The following is a 21,218-nucleotide window of genomic DNA, read 5'->3' as shown; positions in this document are numbered from 1 at the left end:
CGCTGACCGTCGCCGAGAGGCCCCGCACCCGTCACGGGTGCGGGGCCTCTTGCGTTTCCGGGGTGTCTCAGGTGTCCGGGGTGTCTTTCCTGCGCGGGGCCGTTGCCGCGCCACGTCGTACGGGCAGCACGGTGGGAGAGCGGGGGCAGACAGGACCCGTTCGACCGCGGCGGCGGCTCTGCGGGCAGGGGCCGGTGTGAGGGCACGTGCCCGAAAGAACGGGTGCGTCAGAGAGCAGGGACGTCCTGCCACGTGGGTTCCCCGGTCACGGGCTCCCCGTGTCCCGAGGTGACGGTGGCGAGGACGGCCCGGGCGGCGTCGAGCTCGGAGGATGTGTCCGGCACGAGGACGTGGAGGATCGCGTGCTCGGAGCCGTAGCTGGTGGGCTGCACGACGAGCTCGCGCGCCCGGATCTCGGCCTCCACGCGCCCGGCGTCCGCGTGCGGCACGGGCAGGGAGAGTTCGCGGCAGCGGACGCGTGGAACCAGGGGAGCGTCCTGCAGTGCCTCGGTCACGGCGCCCGAGTACGCGCGCACCAGGCCTCCCGCGCCGAGCTTGATCCCGCCGAACCAGCGCACGACGACGGCGCACACGTCGGAGAGATCGCCCGTCCCGTCGGCCTCGCGCTGGCTCTCCGTGAGGTGGGAGGACAGTGCCTGCAGGATGGGCACGCCCGCGGTGCCCGCCGGCTCGCCGTCGTCGGAGGAGCGGCCGATCTCACGGTGGGGGCCGACCAGGAACGCGGAGCAGTGGTGGCGTGCGTCGCGGTGCTCGGACGCGGTGCGTGCGATGAACTGCCGGGCCTCGTCCTCGGTGTCCACGCGGGTGAGCAGGGCCAGGAAGCGCGACTTCTTGATCTCCAGCTCCGCCGAGTGGACGGTTCCCGCCCGGGGCACGGTGTACGACACGCGCGGGGCGGCGGCAGGTTCGGCGAGGAGTTCGGGGGACACGCTCCCAGTGTAGGGACGGGTGCTGGGCACCGCGCCGACCGCGGCGTCGTCGGCCGCTACAGTGGGTGCGGCCGGTCGCGGGACCGGACCGTGCGACCCCGTCCCCCAGCCGAAGGGCCACTCTGTGCTCCACCGTCTCCACGACCGACTCGGCCTGCGCACCACGCCCTCGATCTTCTTCGTCTCCGCGGCGCTCATCGTGGTGTTCACCGCGGCCATGAGCCTCTTCCCGGGGCCGGTGCAGGGATTCTTCGGGGGCATCGCCCACGTGCTGCGCTACCGCACCGGCTGGTTCTACACGTTCAGCGTCACGGCACTGGTCATCTTCGCTGTGGGCCTTGCGCTGAGCCGCTACGGCCGCGTGAAGATCGGCGACGACGACTCCCAGCCGGCCTACTCGGGTCTCACCTGGTTCGGCATGCTCTTCGCGGCCGGGGTGGGTGCCGTGCTGATGTTCTGGGGCGTGGCGGAGCCGATCAACCACTACGCGAACCCGCCCATGTACGGCACGGACCCGGAGTCCGACCGCGCGGCGGTGGAGGCGCTGAACATCGCGAACTTCCACTTCGGTGTGCACATGTGGGCGATCCTCGCGGTGCCCGGACTGGCGTTCGGGTACTTCACGTACAAGCGCAAGCTTCCGCCGCGGGTCTCCTCCGCGTTCCACCCGCTGCTCGGGGACGGGATCCACGGGCCGTGGGGCAAGGCGATCGACGTCCTGTCCATCGTCGCCACGGTGTTCGGCCTGGGGGTCTCCGTGGGGCTGGGTGCGCTGCAGATCAACAGCGGTCTGACGTACGTGTACGGGATCCCCATGGCGGGGTGGATCCAGGCGGCGATCATTGCCGTGATCACGGCGGTGGGCCTGGCCTCCGTGCTCGCGGGCATGGAGAAGGGCGTCAAGCGGCTGTCCTACGCGAACATCGTGCTGGCCGTGGCCCTGCTGCTCTTCGTGCTGATGGCGGGCGCCTCCATGGACACGATGCGCGCGATCGTGGAGTCCGTGGGCGGCTACGCCCAGCAGCTGCCCACCCTGGCGTTCTTCAACGACACCTACGGGGGTGGGACCTGGTCAGGGGACTGGACGGTGTTCTACTGGGCCTGGACCGTCACGTGGGCCCCGTTCGTGGGGATGTTCGTGGCCAAGATCTCCCGCGGGCGCACCATCCGCGAGTTCGTGGTGGGGGTGCTCGGGGTGCCCTCGGCGTTCGTGGTCGTGTGGATGGCGATCTACGGCTACAACGCCATCCGGATCGACCGCGCACCCGGGACCCGGGGGACGCTCACGGAGACGATCGTCACGCAGGGCAACCCGGAGGCCGCCCTGTTCCAGTTCCTGCAGACCATGCCGTGGTTCGCCGTCACGGCCTTCGTGGCGCTGATCGTGATCACGGTGTTCTTCATCACCTCCATCGACTCCGGAGCCCTGGTGATGGACGCGATGGCGAACGGCCACGAGGACGAGGGGCCGCGGCGGCAGCGGATCTTCTGGACGCTCGCGGTGGGTGCCGTCTGCACGGCGATCATCGCGACGTCGGGGGAGAACGGGCTCAACGCGCTGCAGGAGGTCATCATCGTGATCGGCGCTCCCGTGATGCTGCTCGAGGTGCTCCAGGCGGTCATGCTCCTGCAGGCGCTGCGCCAGGACGCGGGCACCGCCCGGCCGATGCGCACGCGGCAGTGGAAGCGTGTGCTGCCCGCGGAGGAGTACCACCGGCGCGCCCAGGAGGACGGCGCGGCCGTCTCGGAGTACGTGATCCGCCCGGAGTACGAGGTGGGCACCGAGCCGGAGAACGACACCCACCAGCCGCGCACGTGGCACTGGCAGCGTGAGCAGGAGGGGCGCCCGGTCTACCAGCTCGCGCTCACGGGCGGTGCGTCGTCGGGCAAGCGGACCGCGGCCCGCGCGTTCGAGGAGCTCGGCGCCGCGGTCCTGGACAGCGCGCAGATGTGGCAGCAGCTGCTCGAGCCCGGGACCCCCACGCGGGCGGAGGTCGAGCGGATCTTCGGGGAGCAGCTGCCCACGGCGGCGGACGCCCCCGCGGAGGACGTCGCCGCCGCGCTGGACGAGCTCATGGCCCGCAACGAGACGGCGCGGGCCCGGGCCCACGAGCTGCTCATGCCCGAGATGCGCGAGAGTGCGCGGCGGCGGGCGCGCGAGGCGGGCACCGACCGCGTGATGGTCCAGGTGGTCCGGGACCCCCTGGAAGCGGAGCAGCGGGACCGGTTCGACCTCGTGGTCGCCGTGGAGGCGCCCGCGGAGGAGCGCGTGCAGCGGCTGCGCCGCACGGAGGGCGTGGCGGCCGACGTCGCGTGGGACCTCGTGGACCAGGCCCCCTCGGACGGGGAGACCCGCGACGTCGCCGACCGCGTGATCGTCAACGATGGGGACGTCGAGCACGTCCGCGACCAGGTCCGCGAGATCTGGCAGGATCAGATCCTGCCCGTCCTGGACCACGAGAGCACCGAGGAAGGCCACGACCATGAGGGAACTGTTCACGAGACCGGATCGCACTGACGTGCTGCGCGTGGGGCTGACCGGGGGGATCGCCTCGGGGAAGTCCACGGTCTCGCGCCGGCTCGCCGAGCACGGCGCGCTCGTCGTGGACGCGGACGCGATTGCCCGCGAGCTGCAGGAACCGGGTGCGGCGGGCTACGAGGCGGTTCTCGAGCACTTCGGCCCGTCCGTGGTCCGCGACGACGGCGCCCTGGACCGCGCCGCGCTGGCCGGGATCGTCTTCGGGGACCCGGCGCAGCTCGAGGCGCTCAACGGGATCATGCACCCGCTCGTGCGCGCCCAGACGGCCCGGCTGCTCTCGGACGTCCCCCCGGGAGGGATCGTGGTCCACGACATCCCCCTGCTCGTGGAGACCGGTCAGCACGAGCAGATGGACCGTGTGCTGGTGGTCGAGGCGCCGGAGGCCGAGCGCGTCCGGCGCATGGTCGAGGACCGGGGAATGGCCGAGCAGGACGCCCGACGCCGGATCGCGGCCCAGGCCTCGGACGAGGACCGCCGGGCCGTGGCCACCACCGTGCTCGCGAACTCCGGGAGCATCGCGGAGCTGGAGGCACAGGTGGACGAGTGGTGGAACCGTGAGGTGGCCTGAACCGACCCCGTGGAGACACCGTCCCCGTGCACGCGGGGAGTGTCCCGGTCGGCAGGGCATCAGCCGGGGCCGGCGCAGGCTCGGCCTGCGGAACGCGCGGTGACGTGTGGCGGTGCGCGGGCGGCGTCGTCGTGTCTGAGCCTGCGCGTACCCTGATGCCATGTCGCTCGCCCAGAAGATCAACCGCGTGGTCGCCCCCTTCGAGGTCGTCTCCGAGTTCCAGCCCGCCGGTGACCAGCCCAAGGCCATCGCCGAGCTCGCCGAACGCATCCAGGGCGGCGAGAAGGACGTGGTGCTCATGGGCGCCACGGGAACGGGCAAGTCCGCCACCGCCGCGTGGTTGATCGAGGCCGTGCAACGGCCCACGCTGCTGCTCGTGCAGAACAAGACGCTCGCCGCGCAGCTCGCGAACGAGCTGCGGGAGCTGCTGCCCAACAACGCCGTCGAGTACTTCGTCTCCTACTACGACTACTACCAGCCGGAGGCGTACGTCCCGCAGACGGACACCTTCATCGAGAAGGACTCCTCCGTCAACGAGGAGGTCGAACGGCTGCGCCACTCCGCCACGAACTCCCTGCTCACCCGCCGGGACACCGTGGTGGTCTCCACCGTCTCCTGCATCTACGGCCTGGGCACCCCGGAGGAGTACGTCAAGCAGATGGTCACCCTGGCCGTGGGCCAGGAGATGGACCGGGACGCCCTGCTGCGCCAGTTCGTGAACATGCAGTACGTGCGCAACGACGTGGACTTCCACCGCGGCACGTTCCGCGTGCGCGGGGACACCGTGGAGATCATCCCCATGTACGAGGAGATGGCGCTGCGCATCGAGTTCTTCGGGGACGAGATTGAGGCCATCTACACGCTGCACCCGCTCACCGGCGAGATCGTGAACGAGGAGCAGGAGATGTACGTCTTCCCCGCCTCGCACTACGTGGCCGGTGCCGAGCGCATGGCGGTGGCCATCGAGTCCATCCAGAAGGAGCTCCAGGAGCGGCTGCAGGAGCTGGAGTCGCAGAACAAGCTCGTGGAGGCCCAGCGGCTGCGCATGCGCACGCAGTACGACCTCGAGATGATGGAGCAGATGGGCTACTGCAACGGCATCGAGAACTACTCCCTGCACATCGACGGCCGTCCCCGCGGCTCCGCCCCGCACTGTCTGCTGGACTACTTCCCGGACGACTTCATGCTCATCATCGACGAGTCCCACGTGACCGTGCCGCAGATCGGCGGCATGTACGAGGGAGACATGTCCCGCAAGCGCACCCTGGTGGAGCACGGCTTCCGGCTGCCCTCAGCCATGGACAACCGGCCCCTGAAGTGGGACGAGTTCCTGGAGCGCATCGGGCAGACCATGTACATGTCCGCCACGCCGGGCCCGTACGAGATGTCCAAGGTGGACTCGGTGGTGGAGCAGATCATCCGCCCCACCGGGCTCGTTGATCCCCAGGTGATCGTGAAGCCCACCAAGGGTCAGATCGACGACCTCCTGGAGCAGATCGAGCTGCGGGTGGAGCGCAACGAGCGCGTGCTCGTGACCACCCTGACGAAGCGCATGGCGGAGGACCTCACCGAGTACCTCATGGAGCACGGGGTGCGCGTGCAGTATCTGCACTCGGACGTGGACACCCTCAAGCGCGTGGAGCTGCTGCGGGACCTGCGCATGGGCACGTTCGACGTCCTCGTGGGCATCAACCTGCTGCGAGAGGGCCTGGATCTGCCGGAGGTGTCCCTGGTGGCGATCCTCGACGCGGACAAGGAGGGCTTCCTGCGCTCCACCACGTCGCTGATCCAGACCATCGGCCGTGCCGCCCGCAACGTCTCGGGCGAGGTCCACATGTACGCGGACAAGATCACCCGCTCCATGGACGTGGCTATCGAGGAGACCAACCGCCGCCGGGAGATCCAGGTGGCGTACAACAAGGAGCACGGGATCGACCCGCAGCCCCTGCGCAAGAAGATCGCGGACATCACGGACCAGCTGGCCCGCGAGGACGAGGACACCCGCACCCTGCTGGCCCAGCGCTCCGCCGCGAACAACCACACCGCGCCGGTCAAGGGCAAGGAGGGCGCCACTCGGGGCAAGGCCCCCGGCAAGGACCAGGCTGCAGCGGCGGCAGAGTCCAAGCTGCTGCGGGACGGCGTGGCCGCGGCCCCGGCGGAGGATCTCGTCCAGCTCATCGAGGAGCTCAGCGAGCAGATGCGCAACGCCGCGGCGGAGCTGAAGTTCGAGCTCGCCGGGCGGCTGCGGGACGAGATCGCGGACCTCAAGAAGGAGCTGCGCCGCATGAAGGACGCCGGGCACGCCTGACCTGCGGCGGGCCACTCCGGCCAGTGCCGTGGTCGGGTAAACTTCCACACCTGTGTGGTCCGTTCACGGGCTGCTCCCAGCATCACTCTCGCCTAAGGGGTACTCGTGGAGATTTCCGGACTGCAGTGGGGGATCACCATCGCCGTGATCCTGGGGCTGCTCGCCTACGACTTCATCTTCCACGCGCGCAAGCCGCACGAGCCCACCATCAAGGAAGCGGCGCTGTGGACGAGCCTCTACGTGTCCCTCGCGCTGCTCTTCGGGCTGATCGTGCTGATCTGGGACGGGCCGGGCTTCGCCGCCGAGTACTACGCCGGGTTCATCACGGAGCAGGCGCTGTCCGTGGACAACCTCTTCGTGTTCCTCATCATCATGGCGTCCTTCAAGGTGCCGCGGGCGGACCAGCAGAAGGTGCTGCTGTTCGGCATCGTGGTGGCGCTGATCGCCCGGACCCTGTTCATCTTCGTGGGGGCGGCGGCCATCAACCGCTGGTCCGCGCTGTTCTACGTGTTCGGCATCTTCCTCATCTACACCGCGGGCAACCTGGTCAAGGGTGAGGTCACGGACGCGGACGAGGAGGACGGCGCCAACAACGTCATGGTGCGCCTGGCCAAGCGCTTCCTGAAGACCACGGACGAGTACGACGGGGACAAGCTGTTCACCGAGGTGGACGGCAAGCGCATGATGACCCCCATGCTGCTGGTCATGGTGGCCATCGGGCTCACCGACATCATGTTCGCGCTCGACTCCATCCCCGCGATCTTCGGGCTCACCCAGGAGACGTACATCGTCTTCACGGCCACCGCGTTCTCGCTCATGGGCCTGCGTCAGCTGTACTTCCTGATCGACGGGCTGCTGGACCGCCTCATCTACCTCTCCTGGGGTCTGGCGATCATTCTCGGGTTCATCGGCGTGAAGCTCATCCTGCACGCGCTGCACGAGAACACCCTGTCCTTCATCAACGGGGGTGAGCCCGTGCACGTGGTGGAGGTGACCACCGGGTTCTCGCTCGCCGTCATCATCGGGGTCCTGGTGCTGACCGTCCTCGCCTCGCTCTACAGCCCCAAGGGCCGCGCCGTGCGGATCATCAACGGTGCTCAGCTGTGGGCTGAGCGCTACCTCGACACCCCGGAGAGCGCTCCGGTGGAGGAGCGCACCAAGGCGGCCGAGAAGATGAACAAGTACCGCGCGCAGCTGCCGAACGTGAAGGCGAAGTACCGGGACGAGCTCATCGAGTCCGAGACCCGCTACCACGACCTCCTCGAGCGGGCTCACGGTCTGCGGGAGCAGCGCATCGCGGACGCAAAGGGTCGCGCGCAGAACTGACCACGCGGCCGGGCGGCGGCTCCGGTATGATCGACGGCAAGCAAGGGAGTATCCCTCACCTTTCGTGCCCGTCAGTACGTCCGGCGCCATCGCCGGGCCGGGCACGGACCACGCCGCACCGCGCACTGCGGTTGTTGCACCGGACAGCACGGGCGTGGGGGAGAGACTTGTGTGGTTTCTCGACCCGCAAGGAGACTCCCCGTGGAGATCACCTCCCTCCAGTGGGGCATCACGATTGCCCTGATCCTCGGCCTGCTGGCCTACGACTTCGTCTTCCACGTCCGCAAGGCGCACGAGCCCACCATCAGGGAAGCGGCCATCTGGTCCGCGGTCTACGTGGGGATCGCGCTGTTCTTCGGCCTGGTGATCCTGTGGCTGGACGGTCCCACCCTGATGGCCGAGTACTACGGCGGCTACATCACGGAGAAGGCGCTGTCCGTGGACAACCTCTTCGTGTTCCTCATCATCATGGGCTCGTTCGCCGTGCCCCGCGCGGACCAGCAGAAGGTGCTGCTCTTCGGCATCGTCTTCGCACTCGTTGCCCGCACCGTGTTCATCTTCGTGGGTGCCGCGGCGATCAACGCGTTCTCGTGGGTGTTCTACCTCTTCGGCCTGATCCTCATCCTCACGGCCGGCAACCTCATCAAGGGAGAGATCGGCGAGGGCAAGGAGGACGACGCCAACAACATCGTGGTGCGCCTGGCCCGGAAGGTCTTCCACACCACCGACTACTACGACGGCGACAAGCTCTTCACCGTCCACCACGGCAAGCGTGCCCTGACGCCCATGCTGCTGGTCATGGTGGCCATCGGCGGCACGGACATCCTCTTCGCACTCGACTCGATCCCCGCGATCTTCGGGCTCACCCAGGAGCCCTACATCGTCTTCACGGCCACCGCGTTCTCGCTCATGGGCCTGCGCCAGCTGTACTTCCTGATCGACGGGCTGCTGGACCGGCTCATCTACCTCTCGTGGGGGCTCTCGCTCATCCTGGCGTTCATCGGCGTGAAGCTCGTCCTGCACGCGCTGCACGAGAACACGCTGCCCTTCATCAACGACGGCGCCCACGTGCCCGTCGTCGAAATCGGCATCGGGGCGTCTCTCGCCGTCATCATCTCGGTGCTCGTGGTTACCGTGCTGGTGTCGCTCTACAGCCCCAAGGGCCGGGCGCTGCGCACGATCCAGCGCACCCAGGACCTCACGGAGCGCTATCTGGCACTGCCCGCGGACGCCCCGGCCGAGGAGCGCAACGCCCTCGCGCAGCAGATCGCCGAGGCGCACGCGCACTTCCCTCGGATCTCGGAGAAGCACAAGGACGAGCTGATCGAGTCGCGGGCCCGCTTCCGCACGATGCTGGAGACCGCGCGCGGCCAGCACCGCGAGTTCGCGGAGACCGGCCGGGTCAGCACACCCTCCCCGGATCTCCGCACCGAGGGCTGAGGCACGACGACGCCGCGCGAGCCGTTCCGCGAGCAGGGTTTCGACAGGCGCTGCGCAGGCCGTTGAGGCATGGCCTTCCTGCGACGCCTCGTGGCCGTGCGACGTCGGACGGTTCGTGGGCGGGGGAAGGTGGCGTCAGGCGCCGAACGGCCCGGGCGGCGTCGTGCACCACAGGGCGGCACCGGCGAACAGGGCCGCCCAGAGCAGGGAGACGAGCGTGCCGATGATGAACTGCTCACGCTGCTGGGCATTCGTGAACTCGCCGTAGCGCGCCAGGCCCTTGACGGCCACGATCACGGCGATCCCCGCCACCATGCCGGTCATGAGCGAGACGATGGCCGCCGCGCGCTCGAGGGCGCCGATCACCAGGCCGCCGCGCAGGGGCGGGTCCACGGGGTCGGCCACCGCCTCGGACTCGGTCCAGGGGCTCACCTCGGGCGCGGGGCGCTCGTCGGAGACGTCCGCGAAGGAGAAGACCGCGCGGACCACGGGATCCCCGGACAGGGTGCCGGCCACGAGAAGGGCGGGAAAGGTCCACACCCCCGGTGCGGTGCCGGCCAGCCACGTCCACACCGCCGTGACCGCCACGAGCACGAACGGCAGCACAACGGTGGTCAGGGGGCGCAGCGCCGTCATGCGTCCCGCCCCTGATCGGCGAGGTCCAGCAGAGCCACGAGCGTCTCCCGCACCGTGTGCTCCTCGTGCCACAGTGCGGCGGCGAGTCGTCGGGACACCGAGGACTGGGCGATCCCCAGGGAGTCGGCCATCTGCTGCTGGGTCTGCCCGTCGTCGGCCAGGGCGGCGGCCCGGGCCCCGGCATCCGTCCGTCGGGCCCGGACGGCGCACACGAGGTCCAGGACGGTTCCCGCCCGCTCAGCCCACTCGTTGCCTCGCACCACCGGGGCACCGTGGTCCTTCGCGCGGGTCACCGCGTCACGCGCGGCGACGAACGCCGGGCCCGTGGACTCCCGCACGGAGTCGCCCAGGGGCAGGTCCACGGGTCCGATGCCCAGGCCCACGTGCCACCGGGCCGGGTCCGCGAGGTGCAGCAGAGCGCTCAGGACGGCCGCGGCGTCGTCGTACAGGGCCTGGAGCTCGTCCCCGGCGCTCACGTCCCAGCCGAGCACCGGGCGGGGGAGGGCGCGCTGCACCTCGTCGCGCAGCGCGGAGATCTCCAGCGCCGAACCGTCACGGCGCGATGCGCGACGGTCGATCGTCAGGACGAACACGGTGCCTCCTCTGCTCTATGCATTCAGCGGTGCATGACAGCATGATATGCGTTCAGAATTGCATATCAGCGGCAGCGCGTCATCGGCCCGTCTCCGCCACGTTGCCCACGTTGTCCACGAGGACAGCGGGGAAGCCGTCCTCGTCCGAGGCCGCGAGGTCGATGCGCGCGTTGATGCCCCAGTCGTGGTGGCCGTCGGGGTCGTCGAAGACCTGGGTGACCGTCCAGAAGCCCGCGAGACCCTCGGGGTTCTCGTCGATGCGGATCAGTGCCGGTCCGCGGGACTGGGCGTCCGTGTAGATGTCCTCGTACTCGTCGAAGTAGGCGTCCATGGCGTCCGCCCAGCGGTCCCGGTCCCACCCGGTCTTCTCGTCGAGCGCACCCAGGACCTTGTCCTTTTCCTGAGCGAAGAGCTCCACGCGCTGGAACAGGGCGTTGCGCACCATGACCCGGAAGGCCCGCGCGTTGGACGTGACGCCCTCGGGCTGCTCCGCCACGAGCTCCTCGAGCGAGTCCGCGCTGGTCCCGGACGGGGGCTCCACGCCGGAGGCGAGCTTCTCCCACTCGTCCAGCAGGGAGTTGTCGGTCTGGCGGATGCTCTCGCCGAGCCACTCCACGAGGTCCGTGAGCGCCTCGGTGCTCGCGTCCACGGGCACCGTCTGGCGCAGGGCCTTGTAGGCGTCCGAGAGGTAGCGCAGCAGGATGCCCTCGGAACGGGCCAGACCGTAGAACTGCACGTAGTCCCCGAACGTCATGGCGCGCTCGTACATGTCCCGCACGATCGACTTGGGGGAGAGCTCGAACTGGGAGACCCACGGCGCGGAATTCCGGTAGGTCTCGAACGCCTGGTCCAGCAGCTCCTTCAGCGGCTGCGGGTAGGTGATCTCGTCGAGCTCGCGCATCCGCTCCATGTACTCGAGGCCCTCGGCCTTCATGGCGGCCAGCGCCTCGCCCTTGACCTTCTTCTCCTGCAGGTTCAGTACTTGCCGCGGCTTCTCGAGGGTGGCCTCGATGACGGAGACGACGTCGAGCGCGTACGTCTCGGACTCCGGGTCCAGCAGTCCCAGGGCCGCGAGGGCGAACGGGGACAGCGGCTGGTTGAGCGCGAAGTTCTCCTGCAGCTCCACGGTGAGCCGGTAGCGACGCCCCGTCTCGTCCGGCTCGGGCAGCCGCACGACCACCCCGGCGCGCAGCAGCTCCTTGAGGATGGCGAGGCCCTGGCGCAAGAGCGCGCGCTGGCGTGCCCGGGGCTCGTCCACGCTGGTGAGCAGCCGGTAGCCCGCGGTGATGTTGTCCCCGGGGCGCTGGAGCATGTTCAGCACCATGGAGTGGGTGACGTCGAAGGACGAGGTGAGCTGCTCGGGCGTGGCCTCCACCAGGTGGTCGAAGGTCTTGCGGCTCCAGGACACGAACCCCTCGGGCGCCTTCTTCTTGGGCACCTGGCGCAGCTTCTTCTGGTCGTCCCCGTGCTTGGCCCGTGCCTTGGCCATGGCCCGCTCGTTCTCGATCACGTGCTCCGGGGCCTGGACCACCACGGTTCCGGCGGTGTCGTACCCGGCACGGCCGGCACGGCCGGCGATCTGGTGGAACTCGCGCGCGCTCAGGCGGCGGGTGCGGCGGCCGTCGTACTTGGACAGCGCCGTGATCAGCACCGTTCGGATGGGCACGTTGATGCCCACGCCCAGGGTGTCCGTGCCGCAGATGACCTTGAGCAGGCCGGTCTGGGCGAGCTGCTCCACGAGCCGGCGGTACTTGGGCAGCATGCCCGCGTGGTGCACGCCGATGCCGTGGCGCACGAGCCGGTTCAGCGTCTTGCCGAATCCCGCCGAGAACCGGAAGTCCTTGATCAGCTCCGCGACCCGCTGCTTCTCGTCCTTGCTCAGCACGTCCACGGACATCAGGTTCTGCGCCTGCTCCGCGGCCTGCAGCTGGGAGAAGTGCACCACGTAGACGGGGGCCTGGTGGGTGGTGAGCAGCTCCTCGAGCTCCTCGTGGATCGGGCGCTCGGAGTAGTAGTAGTGCAGGGGGATAGGCCGCTCGGTGGAGGTCACGAGCGCCGTGGCGCGCCCGGTGGTCTCCTCCAGCCGCTGCTCGATGCGGGAGACGTCCCCGAGGGTCGCGCTCATGAGCAGCAACTGGGCCTGGGGCAGCTCGATGAGCGGGGCCTGCCACGCCCACCCGCGCTGGGGATCCGCGTAGAAGTGGAACTCGTCCATGACCACCACGCCGAGGTCCGCGTCCGGGCCCTCGCGCAGCGCCACGTTGGCGAGGATCTCCGCGGTGCAGCACACGATGGGGGCGTCCTGGTTCACGGCGGAGTCGCCGGTGACCATGCCCACGTTCTCCGCGCCGAAGATCTCGCAGAGGTCGAAGAACTTCTCGGACACGAGTGCCTTGATGGGTGCCGTGTAGTACGAGCGCTGCCCGCGGGCGAGCCCCGCGAAGTGCGCGGCCACGGCCACGGTGGACTTCCCCGAGCCCGTGGGGGTCGCCAGGATCACGTTGGACCCGTTGGCCACCTCCAGCACGGCCTCGTCCTGGGCGGGGTACAGCTCCATGTCCCGCGACGCGATCCAGCCGAGGAAGCCCTCGTAGACCTCGTCCTCGTCCAGCGGGTTGGACGCGAAGTCGCCCCGCAGGTAGTGGTGACCGGGTGCGGAGAGATCGGGGGCCAGGGAGTCGAGGAGTTTCATCCCCGTCAGCCTATCGGGCGCCCCGGACACGCAGAACGACGTCGCTCCAGCCGTTACGCCGAGCGGCGTGCGGCCGCGCGGGCGTCCACCCGGCGGCACAGCAGCGCGAAGACCGCGCCCGAGAGGTTGTGCCACACGGAGAACACGGCACCGGGCAGGGCGGCCACCGGGGACATGTACTGCGCGGCGAGACCGGCTGCGAGACCCGAGTTCTGCATGCCCACCTCGATGGCGGTGGTGCGCCGCACCGGCGCGGGCTGGCCCGTCACCCGTCCCACCGCCCAGCCGAGGAGCAGCCCGAGCACGTTGTGCACGGCGACGGCCGCGAGCACGAGCAGCCCCGCCTGCACGATCTTGTCCGCCGACCCGGAGACCACGATGGCCACGATGGCGGCGATCACCACCACGGAGAACCACGGCAGCACCGGGAGCAGGCGGGAGACCACGCGGGGCAGGGCGAGGCGGACCACCAGCCCGAGCACCACGGGCAGCAGCACGACCATCGCGATCGAGCGGGCCATGGCGGCGCCGTCGAGGGGCATGTACGCACCCGCGAGCCACAGCGTCAGCAGTGGCGTGAGCAGGGGAGCGAGCAGGGTGGAGATCGAAGTCATGGTCACGGACACGGCCACGTCACCGCGAGCCAGGTACGAGACCACGTTCGACGCCGTGCCGCCCGGGGCGCAGCCCACGAGGATCACGCCGGCTGCGATCTCCGGCGGCAGCTGCATCAGCCACGAGACCAGCACGGCGACCCCGGGCATCACCACGTACTGCGCGAGCACGCCCACCGCGATGGGAACGGGGCGCTTTGCCACGAGCGCGAAGTCAGCGGGGCGCAGGGTCAGGCCCATCCCGAACATCACGAGCCCCAGCAGGGTGTTGGTCCAGGGTGCGGCCTGGTGCACGGTGGGCGCGAAAAGGTACCCCGCGAGTCCACCGGCCAGCACGAGGACGGGGAACACGAGCACCGCCACGTAGGCGGCGCGGTCCGCGGTACCGGGCCCCGCGGCGTCGTCGGCGGAACCGGCCTCGGCGCGGGGCGAGGGGGTGCTCACCAGCCGCGCTCTTCCCACTCCCGCAGGTGCGGCCGCTCCGCGCCGAGGGTTGTGGGGGCGCCGTGGCCGGGGTGGATCACAGTGTCGTCGTCGAAGCGGTCGAAGATCCGCTGCGTGACGTCCGCGTAGAGCTGCCGGAACGCCTCGGGGGAGTCCGTCTTGCCGAGACCACCCGGGAAGAGCGAGTCGCCGGTGAAGATGTGGGCGGGGCCGTGCGGGTCCCGGTAGACGAGCGCGATGGAACCGGGGGTGTGCCCGCGCAGCTCGATAACCTCCAGCTCGAAGCCGTCCAGCTCGGCGGTGTCCCCGTTCTCGAAGGTGAGGTCCATGGGCACCGCGATGTCGTTCTCGTCCGCCGCGCCGCACGCCGTCATGGCCTCCGAGTGCGTGGCCACCTCCTCCAGCGCCCGCACGTGGTCCCAGTGCGAGTGCGTGGTGACGATCAGCTGGAGGTTGGCCCAGTCTGAGCAGTCACCCGAGCCCGCGGCGACCATCCCGGCGATGGCGCGGGCGTTGTCCGCGGCGTCGATGAGCACCTGCGTGCCCTCCGCCTTGGAGGTCAGCAGGTACACGTTGTTGTCCATGTCACTCACGGAGATGCGCCGAATCGTGATGTCGGTGAGCTCCGTGACCTCTGTCTGGGTGGCGATCATGGCAGAGAGTCTAGGCCGCAGCCCCGTTGCGGGCGAACGGTCCCGGCCCTGCGACGCGCGCGGTGTGGCGGATCCAACACCGTCCCCGTGGACGCGGCACGCGTCGCACCATATAGTTGCGTGAAACAAATATTTTTCCGTGGCACCCGTGTGCCCTCCGACCCCGCCCGGGAGGTGCCCGTGCCCCTGTCCCGCGAGACCGCCGAGGAGCTCGTCCGCGACCTGTTCGAGCTGCAGCGGGCCACCCGCCGGGTGCTCAAGGAGACGGCGGCGCACCGGGAGCTGTCGACGTCGCAGGTCGACGTCCTCACGTTCCTCTCGTGCCAGCCCGGTCGCCGCGCGAAGGACCTGGTGGCCGAGTCCAGCCTGGGGGCGTCCGGGATGAGCCGGCACCTCGCGGCCCTGGAGCAGATGGGCCACGTGGCCCGCGCGCAGGACCCGCAGGACGGCCGCGCCCAGATCGTGGACATCACGGAGACCGGTCGCCGGGCGCTGGAGGCGCACCTGCGCCAGGACGCCGAACACCTCGCCGCCCGGCTGGCCGGGCTGGACGAGGCCCAGACGCACCGCACCCGCGAGGACCTGTCCCGTCTCACGGACCTTCTGACGCGGTCGCTGGGCACTGGCCGGGAGAGCACACCGCCCGCTGTCCGGGAGACGAACTACCACACCCCACCCCCGCAACCCGCCGCACCGGTGACCCCGGAGCGCGAAGAGGAGACCCGCTCGTGACAGCCACCCAGGACCCGGGCCGCCCCGCACGGGCCGCCCGCACCCCCGACCAGGAGCACCGCGACGTCCTGCGGGCGTTGACCGGAATCCTCGCCGCGTTCTTCATGGCGATGGTCACCCTGACCATCATCGGCACCGCCCTGCCCGTGATCATGGCGGACCTCGGCGGGGACCAGACCGCGCTGTCGTGGACGGTCACGGGCACGCTGCTCGCCAACGCCGTCACCACCCCGGTGTGGGGCAAGCTGGCCGACCTCTTCGACAAGAAGAAGCTGCTGCTGGGCGCCATCGCCATCTTCGTGGTCGGCTCGGCGGTCGCGGGTCTCGCGGGCTCGATCACCATGCTCGTGGTGGCCCGCGTGATCCAGGGCGTGGGCATGGGAGGTCTCACGGCGCTGTCCCAGACCATCCTGGGAGCGATCATCGCCCCGCGCGAGCGGGGGCGCTACGCGGGGTACATGGGGGCCGTGATGGCCGTGGCCACGTCCGTGGGGCCGCTGCTGGGCGGGCTGATCGTGGACGCCTTCGGCTGGCGCTGGTGCTTCCTGATCCCCGTGCCGCTGTCCGTCCTCGCGGCGGTGCTGATCGTGCGCACGCTGCGCGTGCCGGAGGTCCGGCGCGAGCAGACACCCAAGGTGGACGTGCTGGGCATGGCGCTGCTCGCGGTGGCCACCTCCGGGCTGCTGCTGTGGGTCTCCTTCGCGGGCAAGCTCTTCGAGTGGGGGTCGTGGCAGTCGATCGCGCTGATCGTGGTGACCGTGCTCGGCACCGTGGCGTTCGTGGCCGTGGAGCGGCGCGCGAGCGAGCCCACCATGCCGCTGAACGTGATCACGGAGCGCACCACCGTGCTCGCGATCATCGCCGCGATCGCCACCGGCGGTGCCATGTTCGCCTCCACCACCTACCTGGGCCAGTACTTCCAGCTCGGCCAGGGCTACACGCCCACCGAGTCCGGCCTGCTCATGCTCCCGCAGGTGGTCGGCTCGTTCCTGGGGTCCATGGTCGCGGGGCAGCTGATCACCCGCTTCGGCCGGTGGAAGCGCGTGCTGATCGTGGGCGGCGTGGTGCTCTCCACGGGCCTGTTCCTCGCCTCGCAGCTGAACCACGCCACGCCCGCGTGGCTGGTGGGCGTCTTCATCTGCCTCGTCGGCCTGGGCGTGGGCACCCTGAACCAGAACCTCGTGCTCGCGGTGCAGAACACCGTGGGGCTCAAGGACATGGGCGCGGCGTCCTCGGCCGTGGCCTTCTTCCGCACCGTGGGCGGCGCCGTGGCCGTCTCGCTCTTCGGTGTGCTGCTGACCCGCCACCTCTCCACGCAGATGTCGGCCTTCGCCGCCGAGCACGGCATGGACTCCTCCGCCACGCCGGACGCCGCCTCGATGGACCTCGCGGGCCTGCCGCCCGCCGTCCTCGAGGCCATTCGCGAGGCCTACGGCACGGGCACCGGTCTGCTCTTCCTGGTGGCGGGCATCGCGTCCCTGGTCACCCTGGCGTGCGTGCTGCTCATGGTGGAGGTCCCGCTGCGGGCCACGGTGGACGTGGCGGAGGTGGACCCGGAGACCGGGCAGATCACGGTGGTCCAGCGCCGCATGGACCCGGTTGCGGCCGCCGGGCTGCGCATGCAGCACGCGGAGACGGGGCAGATCCCCGTGGTCGACGCGCGCGCCTCCGGCCTGCGCCGCTCCGCCCACGAGCGCCGGGGTGAGGAGGCCCTGTCGCCCCGCGGTTCGCACGCGGCGGCTCCCGCGACGACGGGCCCCTCGGGTTCCGCTGCGGTGGCCAGCAGTGCCGACGACGACGCCGCGCAGCCGGACGGGCGGGCGGGGTCCCCTGAGCGCGGGGCGCCCGATCACGGGTTCCCGGATCACGGGTCGCCTGAGCAGGGCTCGTCCGGGCGCGGCCGCCACCGCGCCTGACGCGGGGCCGCCAAGAGTGTCGGAGGCAGCGACTAGAGTTGCAGCCGTGTCAGAGCGAACCCCTTCATCCGATGCCCAGTCCACGTCCGTGCTCGCCGAGCGCACGGCACACGAGCACGCACCGAAGACCCGTGCCTCCGGGGTCTCGGACCTCACGGAGATCGTGGTGCAGGGGGCGCGCGAGCACAACCTGAAGAACGTGGACCTCACCATCCCGCGGGACTCCATGGTCGTGTTCACCGGCCTGTCCGGGTCCGGGAAGTCCTCGCTCGCCTTCGACACCATCTTCGCGGAGGGCCAGCGGCGCTACGTCGAGTCCCTGTCCTCCTACGCGCGCATGTTCCTCGGGCGGGTGGACAAGCCGGACGTGGACTTCATCGAGGGGCTCTCCCCGGCGGTGTCCATCGACCAGAAGTCGACCTCCCGCAACCCGCGCTCCACGGTGGGCACCATCACCGAGATCTACGACTACATGCGTCTGCTGTGGGCGCGCATCGGCCACCCGCACTGCCCCGTGTGCGGGGAGCCCATCACCAAGCAGACCCCGCAGCAGATCGTGGACCAGCTGCTCGAGCTGCCCGAACGCACCCGCTTCATGGTGCTGGCCCCCGTGGTCAAGGGCCGCAAGGGCGAGTTCCAGGACCTGTTCCAGCAGCTGAGCCAGCAGGGCTACGCGCGCGCCGTCGTGGACGGCGAGACCGTCCAGCTGGAGGACGCGCCCAAGCTGAAGAAGCAGTACAAGCACACCATCGACGTCGTGGTGGACCGTCTGACGGCCAAGCCGGACGCCCGGCAGCGGCTCACGGACTCCGTGGAGACCGCCCTGAACCTGGCCTCCGGGCGCGTGGTCGTGGAGCTCGTGACCCGTGAGGGGGAGGAGTCCCCGTGGGCGGATGCCCGGCGCACGTTCTCCGAGCACCTCGCGTGCCCCAACGAGCACCCGCTGCAGACGGACGAGATCGAACCCCGCTCCTTCTCCTTCAACGCGCCCTTCGGCGCGTGCCCCGAGTGCGACGGCATCGGCTCGCGGCTCGAGGTGGACGAGGACCTCGTGGTCCCGAACCCGGACCTCTCCCTCGTGGAGGGTGCCATTGCGCCGTGGTCCCTCGGCAAGGCCACGAGCGACTACTGGAACCGGCTGCTCGCCGGGCTCGGCGAGGAGGTCGGCTTCGACCTCGTCACGCCGTGGAAGGACCTTCCGACCAAGGCGCGCAAGGCGATCCTGCACGGCAAGGACTACAAGGTCACCGTGGCCTACAAGAACAGGTGGGGCCGCGAGCGGCGCTACACCCAGGGCTTCGAGGGGGTCTTCGGCTACATCAAGCGCAAGCACGAGGAGACCGAGTCGGACCACGCCAAGGACCGCTACGAGCAGTACATGCGGCAGGTGGCCTGCCCCGAGTGCGGGGGAGCGCGGCTGAACCCCACGATCCTCGGCGTGACCGTGGGCGGGAAGAACATCGCGGAGGCCACCCGGCTGCCCATGCGGGACTCCCTGACCTTCTTCGAGCAGCTGGAGCTGGACAGCCGCGAGGCGAAGATCGGCGACCAGGTGCTCAAGGAGATCGTGGCGCGCCTGACGTTCCTGATCGACGTCGGGCTGGACTACCTCAACCTGGAGCGCGCCGCAGCCACCCTCTCCGGCGGCGAGGCCCAGCGGATCCGGCTGGCCACGCAGATCGGCGCCGGGCTCGTGGGCGTGCTCTACGTCCTGGACGAGCCGTCCATCGGCCTGCACCAGCGGGACAACCGACGCCTGATCGACACCCTGCTGCGGCTGCGGGACATGGGCAACACGCTCATCGTGGTGGAGCACGACGAGGACACCATGCGCGAGGCCGACTGGGTCGTGGACGTGGGACCCGGCGCCGGAGTGCACGGCGGTGACGTGGTGCACTCGGGCACCTACGACGAGCTGCTGCACAACCGGGAGTCCATCACCGCGGACTACCTCACCGGGCGCAGGCTCATCGAGGTGCCACGGAAGCGCCGCCCGGTCGACCCCAAGCGCAAGCTGACGGTGGTCGGGGCGCGCGAGAACAACCTGCAGAACCTCACGGTGGACTTCCCCCTGGGGGTCTTCGTGGCCGTCACGGGCGTCTCCGGCTCCGGGAAGTCCACCCTGGTCAACGACATCCTCTACACGAGCCTGGCCAACCAGCTCAACGGCGCCAAGCAGGTGCCGGGTCGCCACCGGCGCATCGACGGGCTGGAGCACCTGGACAAGGTGGTGCACGTGGACCAGAGCCCCATCGGGCGCACCCCGCGCTCCAACCCCGCCACGTACACGGGGGTCTTCGACAGGATCCGCAAGCTCTTCGCGGAGACCCAGGAGGCCAAGGTCCGCGGCTACCAGCAGGGCCGGTTCTCGTTCAACGTCAAGGGCGGGCGCTGCGAGGCGTGCTCCGGTGACGGCACGCTGAAGATCGAGATGAACTTCCTGCCGGACGTCTACGTTCCGTGCGAGGTGTGCAAGGGGGCCCGCTACAACCGCGAGACCCTCGAGGTGCACTACAAGGGCAAGAACATCGCCGAGGTGCTGGACATGCCCATCGAGGAGGCGGCCGAGTTCTTCGCCCCGTTCACCGCGATCGCGCGCTACCTCAACACCCTCGTGGAGGTGGGCCTGGGCTACGTGCGCCTGGGCCAGCCGGCCACCACCCTCTCCGGTGGCGAGGCCCAGCGCGTGAAGCTCGCCGCGGAGCTGCAGAAGCGCTCCAACGGGCGCACCATCTACGTCCTGGACGAGCCCACCACGGGTCTGCACTTCGAGGACATCCGCAAGCTGCTGATGGTGCTGCAGAGCCTCGTGGACAAGGGCAACAGCGTCATGACCATCGAGCACAACCTGGACGTCGTGAAGTCCGCGGACTGGATCGTGGACCTCGGCCCCAACGGCGGCTCGGGCGGTGGCACGGTCGTGGCCGAGGGGACCCCGGAGCAGGTGGCCCGCAACGAGGACAGCTACACGGGCCAGTTCCTGCGCGAGGTGCTCGAGAGCTCCGCCGCGAGGGAAGCCGCCCACGAGGCGGGCGAGCCGGCCACGCGGGAGATGGCGACGTCGGGGGAGCGGGCGTGAGCCCGCAGCGGCCCGTGGTGCTGTGGGACCTGGACGGCACCGTCCTGGACCCCGCCGGGGCCATCACGGACGGCATCGCGGAGGCGCTGTGGACGTGTGGGTTCGACGTCCCGGAGAACCTCGAACGCTTCGTCGGACCGCCCATCGGGGAGTCCCTGCGGCGCTACACCGACGTCCCGGAGGATCAGATCCGACAGGTGGTCTCCGTCTACCGGGCCGGCTACCTCACCGAGGGCCTCGAGCGCACGCGCCTCTACCCCGGGATCCGGGAGGTGCTCGACACCCTCGCGCAGCGGGGCGTGCGGCAGGCCGTCGCCACGCAGAAGCCCGAGCGCATCGCGACCACCGTGGTCGAGCGCTTCGACCTCGCCGGGTACTTCGAGACCGTCTCCGGCGCTGCGGACGACCTCGCCGGTCCCGGTGCGGGTGCGGGGAACGGCCCCGGTGCCGCGAACGCGCCCGGACCCCTGCACGACAAGCCCGCGATCATCGGCGAGGCCCTGCGCAGGCTCGGGGCGCTGCCCCCCGACCCCACCCGCACGGTCATGGTGGGGGACCGCAGCTACGACGCGGACGGCGCACGCAGCCACGGCATCGACTGCGTGGGCGCGCTGTGGGGCTTCGCTCAGCCCGGCGAGCTGGAGGGCGAATGTGCCGCACTCGCCCGCGAGCCCGGTGATTTGGCACACTTGCTCCTGCCATACACGGAGCAGTAGGGAGCGCGAGCG

Annotated in this window: 15 protein-coding genes; 9 read left to right on the top strand and 6 right to left on the bottom strand. The window is 70.0% G+C overall.

Translation table 11 applies throughout. The features are described from left to right. Nucleotides 1-227: 227 nt before the first annotated feature. Entirely contained in the window at nucleotides 228-950 is a 723-nt protein-coding gene (locus D8M39_RS02080; RefSeq protein ID WP_232300303.1) for a YigZ family protein, read from the bottom strand. Nucleotides 951-1,074: 124 nt separating this feature from the next. On the opposite strand from D8M39_RS02080, the gene D8M39_RS02075 reads away from it, so the two are divergent. The 5 genes from D8M39_RS02075 to D8M39_RS02055 all read left to right on the top strand — a co-directional run bounded on the left by D8M39_RS02075 (nucleotide 1,075) and on the right by D8M39_RS02055 (nucleotide 9,131). Next, entirely contained in the window at nucleotides 1,075-3,468 is a 2,394-nt protein-coding gene (locus D8M39_RS02075) for a dephospho-CoA kinase (protein ID WP_126874279.1), read from the top strand. Then, entirely contained in the window at nucleotides 3,434-4,057 is a 624-nt protein-coding gene (gene coaE, locus D8M39_RS02070) for a dephospho-CoA kinase (RefSeq protein WP_238693917.1), read from the top strand. The genes D8M39_RS02075 and coaE overlap by 35 nt, the downstream gene beginning before the upstream one ends. Before the next feature lie 160 nt (nucleotides 4,058-4,217). Continuing rightward, a complete protein-coding gene (gene uvrB, locus D8M39_RS02065) occupies nucleotides 4,218-6,365 on the top strand; it encodes an excinuclease ABC subunit UvrB (protein ID WP_055084745.1) in 2,148 nt (715 codons plus the stop codon). Between the two features lie 105 nt (nucleotides 6,366-6,470). Then, nucleotides 6,471-7,691, top strand: a complete 1,221-nt coding sequence (locus tag D8M39_RS02060) for a TerC family protein (protein WP_094394045.1) — start codon at nucleotides 6,471-6,473, stop codon at nucleotides 7,689-7,691. A 201-nt stretch (nucleotides 7,692-7,892) separates the two neighbouring features. Beyond that, nucleotides 7,893-9,131 (top strand): TerC family protein, encoded by a 1,239-nt coding sequence (locus tag D8M39_RS02055; RefSeq protein ID WP_055084741.1) that lies wholly within the window; start codon nucleotides 7,893-7,895, stop codon nucleotides 9,129-9,131. A 135-nt stretch (nucleotides 9,132-9,266) separates the two neighbouring features. On the opposite strand, the gene D8M39_RS02050 is transcribed toward D8M39_RS02055, so the two are convergent. The 5 genes from D8M39_RS02050 to D8M39_RS02030 all read right to left on the bottom strand — a co-directional run bounded on the left by D8M39_RS02050 (nucleotide 9,267) and on the right by D8M39_RS02030 (nucleotide 14,763). After that, a complete protein-coding gene (locus tag D8M39_RS02050) occupies nucleotides 9,267-9,767 on the bottom strand; it encodes a hypothetical protein (protein WP_055084739.1) in 501 nt (166 codons plus the stop codon). After that, the gene (locus D8M39_RS02045) at nucleotides 9,764-10,360 is read right to left on the bottom strand and encodes a hypothetical protein (RefSeq protein ID WP_055084737.1); all 597 of its coding nucleotides are present in this window, start codon (nucleotides 10,358-10,360) and stop codon (nucleotides 9,764-9,766) included. The genes D8M39_RS02050 and D8M39_RS02045 overlap by 4 nt, the downstream gene beginning before the upstream one ends. Nucleotides 10,361-10,439: 79 nt before the next feature. Beyond that, nucleotides 10,440-13,052 carry an RNA helicase gene (locus D8M39_RS02040; RefSeq protein ID WP_126874278.1) on the bottom strand — a complete coding sequence of 871 codons (2,613 nt, stop codon included), beginning with the start codon at nucleotides 13,050-13,052 and terminating at the stop codon, nucleotides 10,440-10,442. A 53-nt stretch (nucleotides 13,053-13,105) separates the two neighbouring features. Next, on the bottom strand, nucleotides 13,106-14,113 hold the full coding sequence (locus D8M39_RS02035; RefSeq protein WP_371413728.1) for a bile acid:sodium symporter family protein: 1,008 nt from the start codon (nucleotides 14,111-14,113) through the stop codon (nucleotides 13,106-13,108). Next, nucleotides 14,107-14,763, bottom strand: a complete 657-nt coding sequence (locus D8M39_RS02030) for an MBL fold metallo-hydrolase (protein WP_126874276.1) — start codon at nucleotides 14,761-14,763, stop codon at nucleotides 14,107-14,109. Before D8M39_RS02030 ends, D8M39_RS02035 begins: the two co-directional genes overlap by 7 nt. A gap of 87 nt (nucleotides 14,764-14,850) precedes the next feature. Here D8M39_RS02030 and D8M39_RS02025 point away from each other — a divergent pair, with 87 nt between their 5' ends. The 4 genes from D8M39_RS02025 to D8M39_RS02010 all read left to right on the top strand — a co-directional run bounded on the left by D8M39_RS02025 (nucleotide 14,851) and on the right by D8M39_RS02010 (nucleotide 21,206). Next, entirely contained in the window at nucleotides 14,851-15,495 is a 645-nt protein-coding gene (locus tag D8M39_RS02025) for a MarR family winged helix-turn-helix transcriptional regulator (protein WP_238693916.1), read from the top strand. Continuing rightward, nucleotides 15,492-17,411 carry an MDR family MFS transporter gene (locus tag D8M39_RS02020; protein WP_126874275.1) on the top strand — a complete coding sequence of 640 codons (1,920 nt, stop codon included), beginning with the start codon at nucleotides 15,492-15,494 and terminating at the stop codon, nucleotides 17,409-17,411. The genes D8M39_RS02025 and D8M39_RS02020 overlap by 4 nt, the downstream gene beginning before the upstream one ends. 88 nt (nucleotides 17,412-17,499) lie before the next feature. Further along, nucleotides 17,500-20,490, top strand: a complete 2,991-nt coding sequence (uvrA, locus tag D8M39_RS02015) for an excinuclease ABC subunit UvrA (RefSeq protein WP_126874302.1) — start codon at nucleotides 17,500-17,502, stop codon at nucleotides 20,488-20,490. Next, the gene (locus D8M39_RS02010; RefSeq protein WP_232300301.1) at nucleotides 20,487-21,206 is read left to right on the top strand and encodes an HAD hydrolase-like protein; all 720 of its coding nucleotides are present in this window, start codon (nucleotides 20,487-20,489) and stop codon (nucleotides 21,204-21,206) included. The genes uvrA and D8M39_RS02010 overlap by 4 nt, the downstream gene beginning before the upstream one ends. The last annotated feature ends 12 nt before the right edge of the window (nucleotides 21,207-21,218 follow it).

It is taken from the genome of Kocuria sp. HSID17590 (assembly GCF_003989485.1).
GTDB lineage: Bacteria > Actinomycetota > Actinomycetes > Actinomycetales > Micrococcaceae > Kocuria > Kocuria salsicia.
Note: the sequence above shows the minus strand (reverse complement) of the source record. Positions and strands in the feature narration are given on the sequence as shown.

Coding starts and splice junctions, on each gene's coding strand:
- coaE (WP_238693917.1), top strand. CDS start 3,434: ATGAGGGAACTGTTCACGAGACCGGATCGCACTGACGTGCTGCGCGTG.
- D8M39_RS02040 (WP_126874278.1), bottom strand. CDS start 13,052: ATGAAACTCCTCGACTCCCTGGCCCCCGATCTCTCCGCACCCGGTCAC.
- D8M39_RS02050 (WP_055084739.1), bottom strand. CDS start 9,767: ATGACGGCGCTGCGCCCCCTGACCACCGTTGTGCTGCCGTTCGTGCTC.
- uvrB (WP_055084745.1), top strand. CDS start 4,218: ATGTCGCTCGCCCAGAAGATCAACCGCGTGGTCGCCCCCTTCGAGGTC.
- D8M39_RS02030 (WP_126874276.1), bottom strand. CDS start 14,763: ATGATCGCCACCCAGACAGAGGTCACGGAGCTCACCGACATCACGATT.